This is a genomic window from Streptomyces sp. NPDC056580 (genome assembly GCF_042793175.1).
Taxonomy (GTDB): Bacteria; Actinomycetota; Actinomycetes; order Streptomycetales; family Streptomycetaceae; genus Streptomyces.
In genome coordinates this window covers 1-13789 of sequence record NZ_JBHTVE010000040.1, presented here as the reverse complement: position 1 = coordinate 13789, position 13789 = coordinate 1, and the positions used below count along the sequence as shown (strand labels likewise).

The 13789-nt window shown below is 71.3% G+C and carries 14 protein-coding genes; 4 read left to right on the top strand and 10 right to left on the bottom strand.

The genetic code is table 11. From position 1 onward, the window contains the following. The first annotated feature begins 314 nt into the window (after positions 1-314). Positions 315-1412 (top strand): MerR family transcriptional regulator, encoded by a 1098-nt coding sequence (locus tag ACFQ9Z_RS39195; protein WP_383031881.1) that lies wholly within the window; start codon positions 315-317, stop codon positions 1410-1412. 1108 nt (positions 1413-2520) lie between these two features. Further along, positions 2521-2988 (top strand): hypothetical protein, encoded by a 468-nt coding sequence (locus ACFQ9Z_RS39190; RefSeq protein WP_383031878.1) that lies wholly within the window; start codon positions 2521-2523, stop codon positions 2986-2988. Between the two features lie 551 nt (positions 2989-3539). On the opposite strand, the gene ACFQ9Z_RS39185 is transcribed toward ACFQ9Z_RS39190, so the two are convergent. Then, a complete protein-coding gene (locus tag ACFQ9Z_RS39185) occupies positions 3540-3704 on the bottom strand; it encodes a hypothetical protein (protein ID WP_383031875.1) in 165 nt (54 codons plus the stop codon). A 187-nt stretch (positions 3705-3891) separates the two neighbouring features. After that, the gene (locus ACFQ9Z_RS39180) at positions 3892-4431 is read right to left on the bottom strand and encodes a hypothetical protein (protein WP_383031872.1); all 540 of its coding nucleotides are present in this window, start codon (positions 4429-4431) and stop codon (positions 3892-3894) included. Positions 4432-4716: 285 nt separating this feature from the next. Between ACFQ9Z_RS39180 and ACFQ9Z_RS39175 the strand changes: the two genes are divergently transcribed. Further along, positions 4717-5088, top strand: a complete 372-nt coding sequence (locus ACFQ9Z_RS39175) for a hypothetical protein (RefSeq protein WP_383031869.1) — start codon at positions 4717-4719, stop codon at positions 5086-5088. Between the two features lie 407 nt (positions 5089-5495). Continuing rightward, on the top strand, positions 5496-6731 hold the full coding sequence (locus tag ACFQ9Z_RS39170; RefSeq protein WP_383031866.1) for an IS110 family transposase: 1236 nt from the start codon (positions 5496-5498) through the stop codon (positions 6729-6731). A gap of 56 nt (positions 6732-6787) precedes the next feature. Here the strand turns inward: ACFQ9Z_RS39170 and ACFQ9Z_RS39165 are convergent, their stop codons facing one another. The 8 genes from ACFQ9Z_RS39165 to ACFQ9Z_RS39130 form a co-directional block, all read right to left on the bottom strand. Next, on the bottom strand, positions 6788-7516 hold the full coding sequence (locus ACFQ9Z_RS39165; protein ID WP_383031863.1) for an SMI1/KNR4 family protein: 729 nt from the start codon (positions 7514-7516) through the stop codon (positions 6788-6790). Between the two features lie 568 nt (positions 7517-8084). Continuing rightward, positions 8085-8546, bottom strand: a complete 462-nt coding sequence (locus ACFQ9Z_RS39160) for a hypothetical protein (protein WP_383031861.1) — start codon at positions 8544-8546, stop codon at positions 8085-8087. Between the two features lie 569 nt (positions 8547-9115). Beyond that, positions 9116-9400 carry a hypothetical protein gene (locus ACFQ9Z_RS39155; protein WP_383031858.1) on the bottom strand — a complete coding sequence of 95 codons (285 nt, stop codon included), beginning with the start codon at positions 9398-9400 and terminating at the stop codon, positions 9116-9118. Positions 9401-9797: 397 nt separating this feature from the next. Continuing rightward, a complete protein-coding gene (locus ACFQ9Z_RS39150; RefSeq protein ID WP_383031855.1) occupies positions 9798-10181 on the bottom strand; it encodes a hypothetical protein in 384 nt (127 codons plus the stop codon). Between the two features lie 173 nt (positions 10182-10354). Further along, positions 10355-10810 carry a hypothetical protein gene (locus tag ACFQ9Z_RS39145; protein WP_383031852.1) on the bottom strand — a complete coding sequence of 152 codons (456 nt, stop codon included), beginning with the start codon at positions 10808-10810 and terminating at the stop codon, positions 10355-10357. Between the two features lie 274 nt (positions 10811-11084). Then, complete coding sequence (locus ACFQ9Z_RS39140; RefSeq protein ID WP_383031849.1) at positions 11085-11468, bottom strand: hypothetical protein; 384 nt, start codon at positions 11466-11468, stop codon at positions 11085-11087. A gap of 110 nt (positions 11469-11578) precedes the next feature. After that, positions 11579-12079, bottom strand: coding sequence for a hypothetical protein (locus ACFQ9Z_RS39135; RefSeq protein WP_383031846.1), 501 nt, complete (start codon positions 12077-12079; stop codon positions 11579-11581). Between the two features lie 1521 nt (positions 12080-13600). Then, positions 13601-13789 (bottom strand): hypothetical protein (locus ACFQ9Z_RS39130; protein WP_383031843.1); only part of this gene is annotated, 189 nt, incomplete at its 5' end.

Below are 13789 nucleotides of genomic sequence, written 5' to 3'. Positions count from 1 at the left end.
CCTCGGACAGCGTGATCTCCACAGCAGAAGGCCCAGGATGCGACATGGCAACAGGGTAGTAACTAACCCTCAGGATTTCTGGCGCATCACACTAGCGGCACAACCCCGGCGTGCGGGGGCGAGGTTGGCGGGGATGCCGGGGGCGGTGCGCGCGGCCTGGGGGCGGTGCGGGGGTGGCCGGGCATGGACGGCGGACGGTGTGTGCGGCCTGGGGGCGGGAGGGGGTGTGGGGCTTGGGGTCGCTGAGCGCGATGGCTGTTGACCCTCACGTGGCGTCAGGCTGGATAGTCGGTGCCGTGGAGGATCACTGGACCGTGGGGCGCGTGGCCGAGTTGGCCGGTGTGAGCGTCCGCACGCTGCATCACTATGACGAGATCGGGCTCGTTCGGCCGTCGGCGCGTACCACGGCCGGGTATCGGGCGTATTCGGCGGGCGACGTGGAGCGGCTGCGGGAGGTGGTGGCCTATCGGCGATTGGGCTTCGGTCTGCGGGAGGTTGCAGAACTGGTCGGTGACCCGTCCACCGACGCGGTGGCGCATCTGCGCCGACTGCGTGACCTGTTGGTGGAGCGGCGTGATCGCGCTGACGCCATGGTGGCCGCGATTGACAGGGAACTCGCGTCACGGGCGAGGGGACTGATGGTGACACCGGAGGAGCAACTGGAGATGCTCGGTGCACGGCTGTACGACGCGATCGGCGGCGCTTACCCCGCGACACGGCGTACCGAGCCGCGGATCGCCGTGCAGATCTGGGACGCGCTCGGTGACGCCCGGACAGTGTTGAACGTCGGGGCCGGCACCGGCTCCTACGAACCTGCCGATCGCGACGTGACCGCGGTGGAGCCGTCGGCGGTCATGCGAGGGCAGCGGCCTGCCGGCTCGGCGCCGTGCGTGGCCGCTGCCGCGGAGAGCCTGCCGTTCGAGGACCAGTCCTTCGACGTCGCGATGGCCGTCTCCACCGTTCACCACTGGGGGGACCCGATAGGCGGGCTGCGCGAGATGCGGCGCGTGGCCCGCCGCGTGGTGGTGCTCACGTTCGACACCGACGAGCCTCGATGGGAGGACCGGTTCTGGCTTACCCGCGACTACCTGCCCGAGTTCGCCGCCGTCCTCGCAGAGTTTCCCTCGCTTGCTGGGATGGCCGACGCGATCGGCGCCCGCACCGAACCCGTACCCGTCCCCTGGGACTGCGCTGACGGCCTGTTCGAGGCGTACTGGCGCCGACCGGGGGCGTATCTGGAGGATCACGTGCGCCGTGCGATGTCGGTGTGGACGAGGGTCGGGCCAAAGGCCGAGCAGCGGGCGGTGCGAAGCCTCAGCGACGACCTCGACTCCGGCCGGTGGGCCGAGCGCAACAGCGACCTCGCCGACCTCGACGCGGCAGATCTCGGCCTCCGCCTGCTCGTAGCTTGAACCGCGTCGCAGGTTCAGCGTGATGGCGGCTCCTGGACGGCCCGTTGGTTCGGCTGGTTGTCAGGCGGCCCCTGCCGTGTGCCGCCCGGTCCGCTGGCCCGGGGGCAGGACGGGGTGCCGGACTTCGGGTCGCCGAGCGCGATGGCCCCGCGCGCGGAGCCGGTGGCCGGGCGGCAAGGGCGGTCAGTCTTACCGGGTGGCCTGTAGGGCCGTAGCTGTCGCCCGGCTGGCCGGCTGCCTGGGGGCCACCCGCGCCGGATCCGAGGACGGGCCAGCCGCGGACCGGGTAATAGCCGGTGCACTCCGCACTGCACGGTTCGTCCTGGTGGCCGAGGAAGTTGCCGCCGCAGACACAGGCTTCAGACCACTCGGTAACGATGAACAGGCCCGGGCGGGGGCGCTCCGCTGCGGTCAGGCTGCGCAGGATCCGGCCGACGGGCCGTATGTGGGTTGAGCGGGTGCTTGCAGGCATGGATGGGCTCTCCGGAAGCTCGGGGTCTCGTTCTGGATGCGGCGCGGATACGGAGGGCCGGACCGCCCCTTGAGGGATGAGGGACGGCCCGGCGGCCGGGGCTCGACCGCACGCGGGAAGGGTGGCGCGGGAGCGGGCTCTTCTAGCAGCACCGACACTGCCCCGGCCGGCGCCAAGCCGTGCAAGGCTCTGGCGGCTACGGGGTGCGTGCTGGGTCGGCGCCCCCCTTGCCGTCGTAACCAGCGGAGGCAACGGGCAGAACGGCGACAGGCGGGCGGTGGGAGGACTCGTGTGCGGGTCGGCGCGCCGTGGTACCGGGGGTGTGCGAGCGCGCCGCCGGCCGTGGTCTCCTGCAACAGCGGGGCGGGCAGGGCGCGGCCCCCGGACCCCCTGCCGTGCGGAGCCGGGGCGGGGCCAGGGGTTCGGAGCGGGCGGGCGGCGGGTCAGCCGATCGTGAGGCGGACGCGGAGCCGGTCCAGGCCCCTCGCGTTACGCCGCTGCCGGGCACGCCTTCACCACCTGGTGCGCGCAGCAGAAGCCGCCGCACCCGCCCTACCCGTGCACCACGACCACCTACACCCGCTACGGCCTGCACCTGAGGCAGGGAAGTACAAGCCGGACACCGTAGGGGCGTACATGAGCCGCATACTGAACTGGCAGCCGGTCGACATGCGCCCCGACCCCAGCCGCTTCAAGGGCCGCTTGCGCGCCTGGCGCAGGGAGTGGGTGGCGGCCGGCGGTGAGGTGAGGCGGGCCCCGGCCGTCACCATCGGCTACAACCTGCGGATCATCCAGGCGATTGACGAGACGACGAACATCGGCAAGCGGGACGCGTTCCTCGCAGCCCTGGCCTACTGCAACCTGCACCATGAGATGGAGCTCGCCGACCAGCTCGTAAAGCGGGTGAAGGTCCACGACACCGGCCTGTTCGTGAACACGGCGATGTCCAAGACCGACCAGGCGGGCAAGGGGGCCGGCCGGTTCATCAAGGACCGGGAAGACCTCCAACTCGTGCGCCGCGCCCGGGCCTGGCTCGCCGTGCTCCACGAGCTCGGCGCGGACGGCCCCGACGACCCGCTCTTCCCCGTGGCTCTGGGGGTGTAGCTGGTCATGCGAGGCGTGGAGGCGTGCACGGCAGCGTGCAGGGCCTTCCAGGTGCCGGTGACGGTCAACTGGTGCTCGGGGTCCTGGCGGACGGTGAACAGGTGCGGAGTAGGAGCGATGGGTGCGGTGGTGTGCGGCACGGGTGTGTCTCCCAGCGACGGTCGGGATGGGTGCGGTGACCGTGCTGGGCGCGACGGCTAGCCCCGCAACGCGCCCTCACCGAGGCCTAGCGATCGCTCGACAGCCGCGGGACAATGGACGCGGTGCCGTCCTCCTCCTACCGTCGCGGGCCGAAGTCGACGACCAGCAGCCGCCCCTGCCGCGCACCCTCTACCTGCACCACCGCTCCCCTCGCCGGCTGCCCCATTCTTCACGGCGCGGCCCATCCATTACCGCCGCGTCAGTGCCCTGTCCCATCCCGTGGTGCGGTAGGGCATGCGGACGGTCCGGCAGACGGTCGCAGCGCTCGGTGCTGCACCGAGGGCGACGGCGATGGTGCACGCTCACTCCCTCAACACAGCGCTCGCTGTACTGAGCGTTCGCCGTACGGGTCAGCCCCGCTGCTGGCGGTACAGGTCGATGGCCGCCTGCGTCGGGTAGTTGGGCAGGGTGACGGTCTCGCCGGTGTCCTTGGAGACCATGATCTTGCTGCCGCCGGGGCGAGCCGGCTGAGGCCGTCCGGCGGCGTCCGTGACCGGCGGGAACACCGCGTACACCAGGTAGCCGATGTCGAACTCCTCGACGCGGACTTCGGGGGGCGAGCCGTCGGGCAGTGTGGGCTCGGCGAAACGGCTGCGGACGATGTCGAGGGCCTGTTCAGGGGGTGGTCGACGGTGCCGGGCGGTCCGAGGTCACAGAAGGTCTCTCTGAGTCTGACTCGCTGAGTGCTGCAGACACCGTTTCTTATGGTGCGTCTGAACACGAGCGCTGGAGGACAGCGAAGGCCGCGGTGGCGGAGTCGGTAGGGAACAGTCGCAGGGGGGTGGCTCGGTTCGACGTCGTAATGACGTAGTACCTCGCCAGGTAGGAGAGATCTCCCCAGCTTTCTCGGGCATGGGCGCGCATCAGGACCTGGCCACATCTCGTGCAGGTGATCCAGGGGACGAGGACGAGACCGGCCAAGTCCTGTTCGGCCACACCCGTTGCCTCGGGGACGGTGCATGCGTCGCCGTCGAGCAGCTTCAGGTGGCCCGGTGGGCCGTCATCACGACACTGAAGGATCTGGGGTGTGAGGCTCTCCCGCTCGCCCCAGGTCTCTGCGAGTACGGAGATCTGGGCCTTGGCCGTCTCGCTGATCGGCACCTGATGACCGAGGATGCCGGAGACGAGCAGGCCAAGCCCTGCCTCCTGCTCTCCGATGTCCCAGCAGTCTTTGACTTCCTGGGCTTCGGCCTCCGGCAGCAAGGCGGCGAGCCGGTTCCAAATGATGGCGTCGTCGGTCACCTGGCAGACGCTACCGGCCTGCGCTGGCACCCAGACGTCGCAGGCAGATCTCGGCCCCGTATCCGTTGCCGTACCGTCGCCAGCAGCGCGAGGGAGCGGGCGAAGGTGGCGGCCGAGTCATTGAAGCTGCGTCATCTTGAAGTGGCTGTTCAGGGTGCTGGCGTGATGTCGTTTCGGGGTGCTCGTGCTGGTTGTGGGCGGCAGTCTGGGGTGTAGATCGTCTGGCAGGAGTGGGTTTGTGGATTCCCGTGCGTCGTCGCGGGTGCCGCTCCCACGCTCCGGCCCATGATGGATCCCGAGGTGTTGGAGCGGATCGCCGCGCGGTGTGCGGAGCTGGACGGACTCGAAGAGCAGCTGGTCAAGCAGCTGCCGGAGGTACGGGCCGAGCGCGATGAGCTGGCCGTGGCCGAGCGGGTGTGGCAGCGGATGAGCGAGCAGCTCGCCGACGAGCGTACCGAGGCCGGGTCGCCGGTGGTCCAGACGGCGGGTCGGGCGGTGCGGCTGGTCCCGGACCGTGCGCCGGGGGTGGTTGAGTCCGCACTGCCGGCGGAGTACCAGCGCATCCTGACCGCGGTGCGGCAGGCCGCCGGCCCGGTCTCCACCCGGCGGATCACCGAGCGGTGGGCGGGAGGCTGCTCCGAAGACCCGCCCTTCTAATAGGTCCGCGGCAACCACGAGCGCAAGTTGGCAAGGGGTGGCCGTGCGAGGTGGAGGCCTGCCGCCCTTCCGGGACACAGATCCCCGTGGTCAGACCGGTCCCATCTGCCCGCGCCCTGCCAGGCGGAGGCCTTCGGTAGTTCCGGGACCTCGATCTCTTGTCTAAGACCGGTCACTCCTGGCAGGACGCGGGCACCTCGTGTTTCATGTCGCCAGCCCGCCGGCAGGGGCCGACCTCTCAACAGTTCGCGAGCTCGGAGCTCTTCAGCAGACCGAGGTCCCTACCGGTCGCTGGAGACACGAACGGCTCATGAGATGGCGTGCCCCGAGCACTTCTATTAGAGCGCCGCGTTCTCTGCACGGAGCTGACCAGCATCAATGCATCACGAAGGGGATGGAGGAAGAGCTTGAGCACGGTCTACTGCGGAATCGACTGGGCTGAGGGACACCACGACATAGCCCTGGTCGACCACGACGGACATCAGCTGGCCAAGCTGCGGATCAGCGACGACAGTGCCGGCTTCCACGCGCTGCTGGAACTACTGGCCCGGCACGGTGACAGCGCCGAGAGCCTGATCCCGGTCGCCATCGAGACTCCGCGCGGGCTGCTGGTCGCCTGCTTGCGGTCCACCGGCCGAAAGATCTACGCCATCAACCCGCTGGCAGCAGCCCGATACCGCGATCGTGGCAGCGTTGCCCGAGCCAAGTCCGATGCCGCCGACGCGCGGATGCTGGCGAACATCCTCCGCACCGATCGGCATGCCCACCGTGTTCTGCCATCCGACAGTGAAGCCGGGCAGGCCGTCGCAGCGCTTGCCCGGGCCCACCAGGACGCCGTCTGGGACCGGCAGCAGATGAGCAACCGACTCCGCTCCCACCTGCGTGAGTACTATCCGGCCGCCCTGATCGCCTTCCACGGCGCTGGGAAGCCCGGATTGGACTCTCGGCGTGCTCGCGTGGTCCTCGCGGCCGTGCCCACCCCGGCCGACGCCGCCAAGCTCACACGCAGCCAGCTGCGTGCGCTGCTCAAGCGCGCGGATCGACCACGCCGTGGCATTGAGGCGGAGGTCGAGCGGCTTCGGGACATCTTCCGCGCGGACTACCTCCATCAACTGCCCCAAGTCGAACACGCGATGGGGCGCCAGGCCCTGGCCCTAATCCAGCAGCTCGACGCCGCCTGCAACAGCGTTGACCAGCTCGCCGCCGCCACCGAAGAAGCCTTCCTCGCCCACCCGGATGCCGAGATCATCACCAGTTTTCCCGGCCTTTCCGTGCTCTCCGGAGCGCGCGTGCTGGCCGAGATCGGTGACGATCGCGAACGCTTCGCGGACGCCAGAGCAATGAAGGCCTATGCCGGTGCCGCCCCGGTGACCCGGGCCTCCGACCGAAGTCGCGTCGTGGTGGCCAGGACCGTGAAGAACCAGCGCTTGGCCTCTGCCGGATACATGTGGGCCTTCGCGGCCCTTCGATCAGAACATCCGCGAGCCCACTACGACCGTCGGCGAGAGGCCGGGGAACGTCACACATCCGCTCTGCGGAACCTGTTCAACAAGCTCCTGGGTTGCCTCTACCACTGCTTGCAGACGCGGACGCTCTACGACTCACAACGCGCGTTCGGGCCCTCCCTCGCATTGGCCGCGTAGCCGCTGGACCGAACCCCGTGATGGGCTGGTCCGGCGACATGACGGGTGAGGCAACTTCAGCGGACCCAGGGTCCGGGAAGGTCCTTGCGTACGATCTCGAGATCGGCAGTCGTGCGTCCGCGTGCATGGATCCAGGACTGGTCCTGGAACCCGTCTCTGCGTACCAGCCGGCCAGGCCCCGAGTACCAGCGCACGGGCGAGTCGTCCTTGCTGGCCCACATGGGATGGTCAGGCAGGTTCACCCGGGCATAGCGCTCGTGGAGGCTCGGCAGCAGTGAGTTGGGGAGCTCGCAGGCGTCGTAGAGACCGAGGTCGTCCGCTCCGAAGAGGGACTCGCTCAGCACGAGTTCGACCCATGCGAGGGACATCCGTTCGAGGAACGGGATCCAGCCGTCGCGTGACTCCACCACCACCGGCGGATCGTCCTGTTCGATCTCGGCCAGGGGGATTGCCCAGAAGGCGCAGTCCTGATTCTCATGGCGGAAGATCAGGATGCCGCCCAAATCGTCGGTGACGTAAAGCCCCGTCGCCGGGACCAGGGGGTCCTGCTGCTGGGTCAAATCTTGCCGGCGCCCGAACAGTGCGTACCCCTCGCGCAGGGCAGCCGGGAGTTCGAAGCCCAGCTCGGCCTCCACGGCCGCCAACTCGCTCTCGCTGTAGCCGTCTGCTGGCTCCAGCGGGCGGCCCATCCACGCATCCGCGAACCAGCGCACGAAGTCCCAGGCTTGCGTGCGAGTGCGCACCCCGCCTCGCAGTGCCACCGAGACATCAGGACCATCCAGCATGCCGAGGACGCTACCGCCTTCGAGCCTGTGGCGGAGCACACGCACAGCTCCACGGCATCGCCAGCAACCAACTTGACCCACCGACGACATGAGATGTCTGACACAGACCCACGCAGGCCCGCGATGGCCTCGGGGAACGCATCCCGGCCGACGGCTTGAGCACCCGCCCGAGGCCCCCCGGGCTCACACCGTGGTGCGGGCGGACACCGCGCCGGTCCCCCACCGCACACGGCAGCAAAGGCGCCTGCGGCCTCATTCGACGAAGCTGCACACAGTCACAGAGAAGCCGCGCCTACTCGGTGATCCGATAATGGTTCGCCGTCTTGCCGGGCGCCTCGGTTGCTGAGCAATCTCCGCGACGATCGCATCCGCCGTCTCAGGGGACGGCGCGCCGTCGACATGCACATAACGACCCCGGGTGCCGAGGTGTGGGGTGCGCGTCGGCCCCGGGCCCGTCGCACGACGGGGCCGGGGGTGGTGGGGAGCGGTTGAACGTGGGCGTGTGGACATGGCGCGGCCCCGGGACCGTGAGGTCGGTCCTGGGACCGGTGAAGCGGATGCGTGGGGGTCAGTTGCCTGTCTGGGGGGCGCAGTGGCATGACGGGCAGTCGTGCGGGCGGGTGGCGCCGGTCCAGGCTGATGGCTCCTGAAGGTGGGGATGGTCGGCGAGGGTGCGCTGAAGGTGCTGCTCGACGTCGGACCATGTCCAGGCGGGATCGCCGAGGCTGCTGGCGTTCATGGCGTGTCGGATGAAGGCGGCCTTGTCCTCGGGGGTGGTGAACCAGACGTCGGCGAAACCGAGCCGGTCGAAGTGCGCGATGTGGGCGAACAGGTGCTGTGAGCAGGTGCGGTACAGGTCGTCGGTGAAGGCGTCCTGGTGCAGTCCCATCTCGATGAAGGTCAGGACTCGGTTCCCTGCACTGGCCTTCGCCTGCGCCGTCGACCACTGGGTGGCCGTGCAGTCGGCGGGTGTCAGCCGGGTCAGGGTACGCGGGGGTAGGGCGTGCGGTCGCAGGGCAGGGGAAGTCACGGATTGTCCCGTCGTCAAGGCTCGAATGAGGCGGCGCGTGAATGCGCTTGAGCGCGGCCCCAGGGAGAGCAGAAGGGGTTGGTCTCTGCTCCCTCGGGGCTGCCAGGGTGACGATGGCCTCGGGCGCGCCAAGCACCGCAACCCGGCCGGCCGCCGCGGTTGTGCCGGTGGGCGGGTCAGGGTGGATGGTGACGGCGCGCGGGCGGGGTCCCGCGCCCCGGAACGGTGGTGTTCCTGGGCGCGGGGCCGGGTGTGGCGCGGGCGGCGAAGGTGCGTGCGGCCCCGGGCCAGGGCAAGGGGTTCCGGGCTCGGGGCCGCTGAACTCGAGGGACCCCGGGCCAGAACCCGTACGAGGCCGCAGGGCGGGGGCCGGTCCGCCGGGAGACGCGGATGCCGGTGCTGGACTCAGTCTGTCTTGGGCCCCCACGACGGCCTCGCCGCACTGAAGAAGGCGCTGCTGCCGTCACAGCCGGCACCGACACTGTCCCGGCTCGGACCAAGCCGCACAAGGCTGTGGCACTTACCCGCCGCGCGCGGAGCCGGTGGCCGGGCGGCAAGGGCGGTCAGTCTTACCGGGTGGCCTGGGTAGGGCCGTAGCTGTCGCCCGGCTGTCCGGCTGCCTGGGGGCCAGCCGCGCCGGATCCGAGGACGGGCCAGCCGCGGACCGGGTAATAGCCGGTGCACTCCTCACTGCACGGTTCTTCCTGGTGGCCGAGGAAGTTGCCGCCGCAGACACAGGCTTCGGACCACTCGGTGACGATGAACTGGCCCGGGCGGGGGCGCTCCGCTGCGGTCAGGCTGCGCAGGATCCGGGCGACGGGCCGTATGTGGGTTGAGCGGGTGCTTGCAGGCATGGATGGGCTCTCCGGAAGCTCGGGGTCTCGTTCTGGATGCGGCGCGGGTGCGGAGGGCCGGGCCGCCGCTTGAGGGGTGAAGGGGCGGCCCGGCGGCCGGGGCTCGACCGCACGCGGGAAGGGTGGTGCGGGAGCGGGTTCTTCTAGCAGCACCGAGACTGCCCCGGCCAGCGCCAAGCCGTGCAAGGGCCCGGCGTCCGCCTCGCCCCCCAGGGGGGCGAGGCGGCGTTGCTCGCGGCGGCGGGCTGTGGTGCCGGGGGCGCCGCCTATGGCCGGGGGCGCATGGCGGCGATCCGGTGTGGCGGCGGGCTGACTGGGCCGGGTGTGGCGCGGCCCCCGGGCTCCTGCCGCCAGGTGCGGGAGTTCAGGGGCCGGGGCTCGGGATGCGCGGCTGGGGTCAGCCGATCGTGAGGCGGACGCGGAGCCGGTCCAGGCCCCTCGCGTTACGCCGCTGCCGGGCACGCAGCGCGCGCAGAGCGGCTTCTCGGCGGTCGTTGGTGTAGGGCAGGGTGTAGACGCGGATGAGCGTGGTGGTGCGGGCGGCGTCTCGTTCGGCGCGGTCGGCCGGGTCGTAGGCTTCGGCGACCTCGTCGAAGATCAGCCGGGCTATCCGCTCGGGGCAGTCGTTCAGGAACGGCTCGGCGTCGGGGCCCTCGCTCTCGAACGCGGTGATCGTCCTCTCGGTGAACTCCCGGTGGGTGCGGGTGCGGGCGGCCTCCTCGCGCAGGTGGTCGAGGATGTCGGGCCGGGTCAGGACGTAGCCGCTGGGGGTGACACGCATCTGGGGGCCTTCCTGCCGGTCGGGCACCACGGGTTGGTGACCGGTCGTGGGGGCGACGGTGGCCTGTCACACGGTTAGCGGGGCAACAAGCACGGGGCGGCAACGAGGGCGGCCCCTGCGCCCCGGGAGTTCCGGAGTGCGGGGCCGTGCCGTACGGCGGGCTGGGGCGGGGGTCAGGGGCGGCGGCGGGTGGGGCGGGTCCCGGCGAGCGGGACCAGGAGGGTGGGCTCCGGGACCGGGGAGAAGCCGCAGCCGATGACGGCGAGATGGATGATCCAGTGGTCGGGGCTGGTGACCTTGACGACGTCGCCGGTGGACACGGAACGCACATCGTCGGGCCAGGACTGGCCGTGGTCGTCGACGCCCTGGCGGTTGCCGACGCAGTAGGCGGCATCGGCGGCCGCTTCGTGGTCCTTGATGTGCGCGTTGGTGTGGAAGACCAGCCGCAGCGGGCTGCCGTTGGGGTGGGTGACCTCGGCGAGCGGATGGCGGGGCCGGTAGCCGTCGAAGTTGTGGCGGGCGGTGTTCACGTAGACGGTGACGGTGTAGTCGGCCGGAGACGGGGCCGGGGGCTCGGCAGTGTCGATGCAGGCAGTGACGAGCTGGGGGCGGTGCAAGGCAGTCGTCATCGTGGAACTCCCTTCGGGATGACACTGGTTGACGGGAGCGACCATGCGACCGCGGGACGCTAGCCGGGCAATACGACGACCGGCACACGCCACGGCGCTGAGTCGGGCTGCCACCAGGAGCGCGGCGCACACAGAAGCACGGACGGGACCCGGGAGCGCGGACGGCCACGGCCCCGCACCCCGGACGGGGGCGCGGGCTGGGCGCGGACGGCCCCGCACCCCGAGGTACCGGAGGGCGGGGCCGCACGGCGCGGGCGTACAGGGGGGGGCAGCGTCACGAGCCCTCGGTCGGCGACAGCGGTGCCTGTCGGGCGGATTGCTGGTGGTCGTTGAGGACAGCGGCCGCGTGTTCTTGGCGGGTGTAGATGCGCGGGTCGGTGTCCCATCGGGTGTCGGTGGCCGGGACGGGGCCGCGGCCGGTTGCGTGGGCGCGGTCGTGCTCCAGCAGGCGGCGGGCGGTGTACTCAGCGTCCTGCACGCTGATCCTGGGGGGCTCGAGGTCGGTCAGGGCGGGCACAGCACGGTCGGCGAGGGCTGCGCGGTGCACCAGGTAGGTGCGCTCGCGCTGCCGGTCACCGGGGTGCGCGGTGACCTCGACCTCCAGGTGGTGGACTGCGACGGTCGCGCACAAGAGGGCGAAGCGATCGGTGGGCTTCATCGGGTCCTTCCCAAGAGGTGGCGGGCCGGCCGGGGCCAGGGTGCGGACCCCGGCGGGCGGACGGACCACGCGCCCGGTAGGGGTGCGGGGCCCGTCCGGTGGGCGTCGTGTCAGGCGCGGCAGGGGTGGTAGAAGACGTCGCCCTGGGTGCGGGAGTGCACGGTGACGATGCCGCTCGGCAGCTCCAGGTGCAGGGTCGTCGAGCGTGAGCGGATGGCGTGCGCGGCGAAGTACCGCAGCCATGCTCCGGTCACGGTCTGCCGGCACAGCTGCTCGTGGGCGGTGTCGATGTGGTCGATGGAGCGGCCGAGGTAGTGGTCGGCGGCGATCCGGTGGAGTTCGTGCCTGGCGAGGGTGTGGATCAGCGCGAAGCGGCGGCTGCCGGGCCGTGTGCGCTGCCGCCACCAGCCGGTCACGGTGCGGTCCGACACGGTCAGGCCGCCGGGCTGTCCGGGCTTGATCCACTGGCCGTTCTGCCGCCACCACAGGTAGCCCTGCGGGCAGCTGATGCAGTCCCCGTCCGTGAACGCCGGAAGGGTCGTCAGCGCGCGGCCGGACCGGGCCTGGGCGAAGAAGTCCGCGGCAGCGATCCGGGGCCCTTGATACTCCACCGGGGCCGCAGGGACGGGCGTGAGGGCGGCGGAAGCAGAAGCAGGTACAGACGTGCGGGCGGGAACGGCGTGGGGGCGAGGCGCGGCGGTCGTCACGACGGAACTCCGATCGGCGGCACGAGGGCGATGGACGGCAGCGACCGTGTGACAGCAGGCAGTTAGCCAGACAACACACCACCCGCGGGCACCGCCACAGCAGGACGGGCCCAGACGCACAGACGGGCAGGCGCGCGGGCAGCACAGGCGGCGCGGGCCGGGCAGCACAGGCCGGGGGCGGCCCGGGAATGGGACGGCCCCCGGCTGGGACGAGGTGTCCCGGCTCGAGGGCCGCGCGGTTCAGGCGGTGGTGAGACCGGCGAGGTTCGGGGCGATGTGGGTGGCGACCTGGTCGCACGGGTGGTGCCCGCCCCTGGGAGCCGGGGGCGGGGCCGTGCAGGGCGGGGGTGGTCAGGAACTACTGCCGCGGGGCCGGTCGGGTTCGCAGGTCAGGCTACGCACGCGGACGGGTCTACGGAGCCCAGCCGACGCGGTGGGAGCGGGCCGGTTGCCGTACACCTCTGGCACTTTTCACGCACCCTTCGCCGAGAGGCAGTTGTGGTGGTCAGCGATGGGCGCCCGGGCGGGAGCGCGGGGGCGGCGGATCCTGGGCCGGACGGCGGGCGGCGTGGCTGCCTACGCAAGCTCCGGCCGCCTGCCGGCTGCGGCCAGCCCGAACCCCGCGGCGCGTGGCCGTGTTGGCCGGGCCGGGCGGGCCGGGGGTTGGGGCGGCCCGAAGGGGCGGGAAGGGGTGGCCACCGCTCCCTTCGGACCGTTGACCCGACCATGACCCGAGGCGGCGCTAGCAACGCAACCGTCTGCGGGGCAGGCGGGCGGTGGCCCTCAGCGGCGGGGCAGCCGATGCGCTCCACACGGGGAGCATCGAGCGGTCGACGAGCGGGCGAGACGGGAGCGGGTGGCGCCGACGGTGCGGTTCGTCGAGCGGCGGCTGGCCGGGCGGGGCCGGCGGTCGGCGTAGCGGGGTGAGCGAGCCTTGCGGGCACGATGGGCGCGCAGCGTAGCGGTCGTGATGATGTCCTCGAAGGTCGTGTGGGCATGGGGCTCGGGGGCTGGGGCGCAGCGGCCTGGGGGCGGGGTGGTGGTCTCCGCTCCCCGGGGCCGGTGCTCGCAGCGCCGGAAGAGGTGCCGGGGTACGGCGGCGCGGCGGCCCCGGGGTGCGGTTGTCAGGTGCAGAGGGCGGGGGTGGCCGCACCGTGGAGCGCGGGAGGCCGGCGAGGCAAGGGGCAGTTCGACATGGACGGCGCGAGGCGGGTAGTGGCACGCCGCAACAGCCCGCCTCTTGTGTGGACGGGTTGTTCTCCGGGCTCGGGCGGGGGCTGGGGGCGCCCGCCGGCGATCTGGGTCAGGGGCGGGCGCCGTGCCGGGGAGTCTTGCTCATGCGGCACTGGTGCGGTCCGGGGGCTGGAAGGCCAAGACCTGAGCGGGCCCCGGGCCGGGACGGATGTCCGGGCTCGGGGCCGGTCGTCAGGGAGCAGGGGCGTCGAATGTGAAGGTTGTGCCTCCTGGTACGCGCAGTGGCTTGTCCGCGGGGCCTTTGATGCGGAGCGGGATGATCTCTTCGCGGTGTTCGTGGTGGTCGAGGGCGGTGTCGTTGAGTTTGTGGTGCAGGTAGGGGTTGAGGCAGGTGCTGCGGCGGTAGGGCGGTACGGGCCA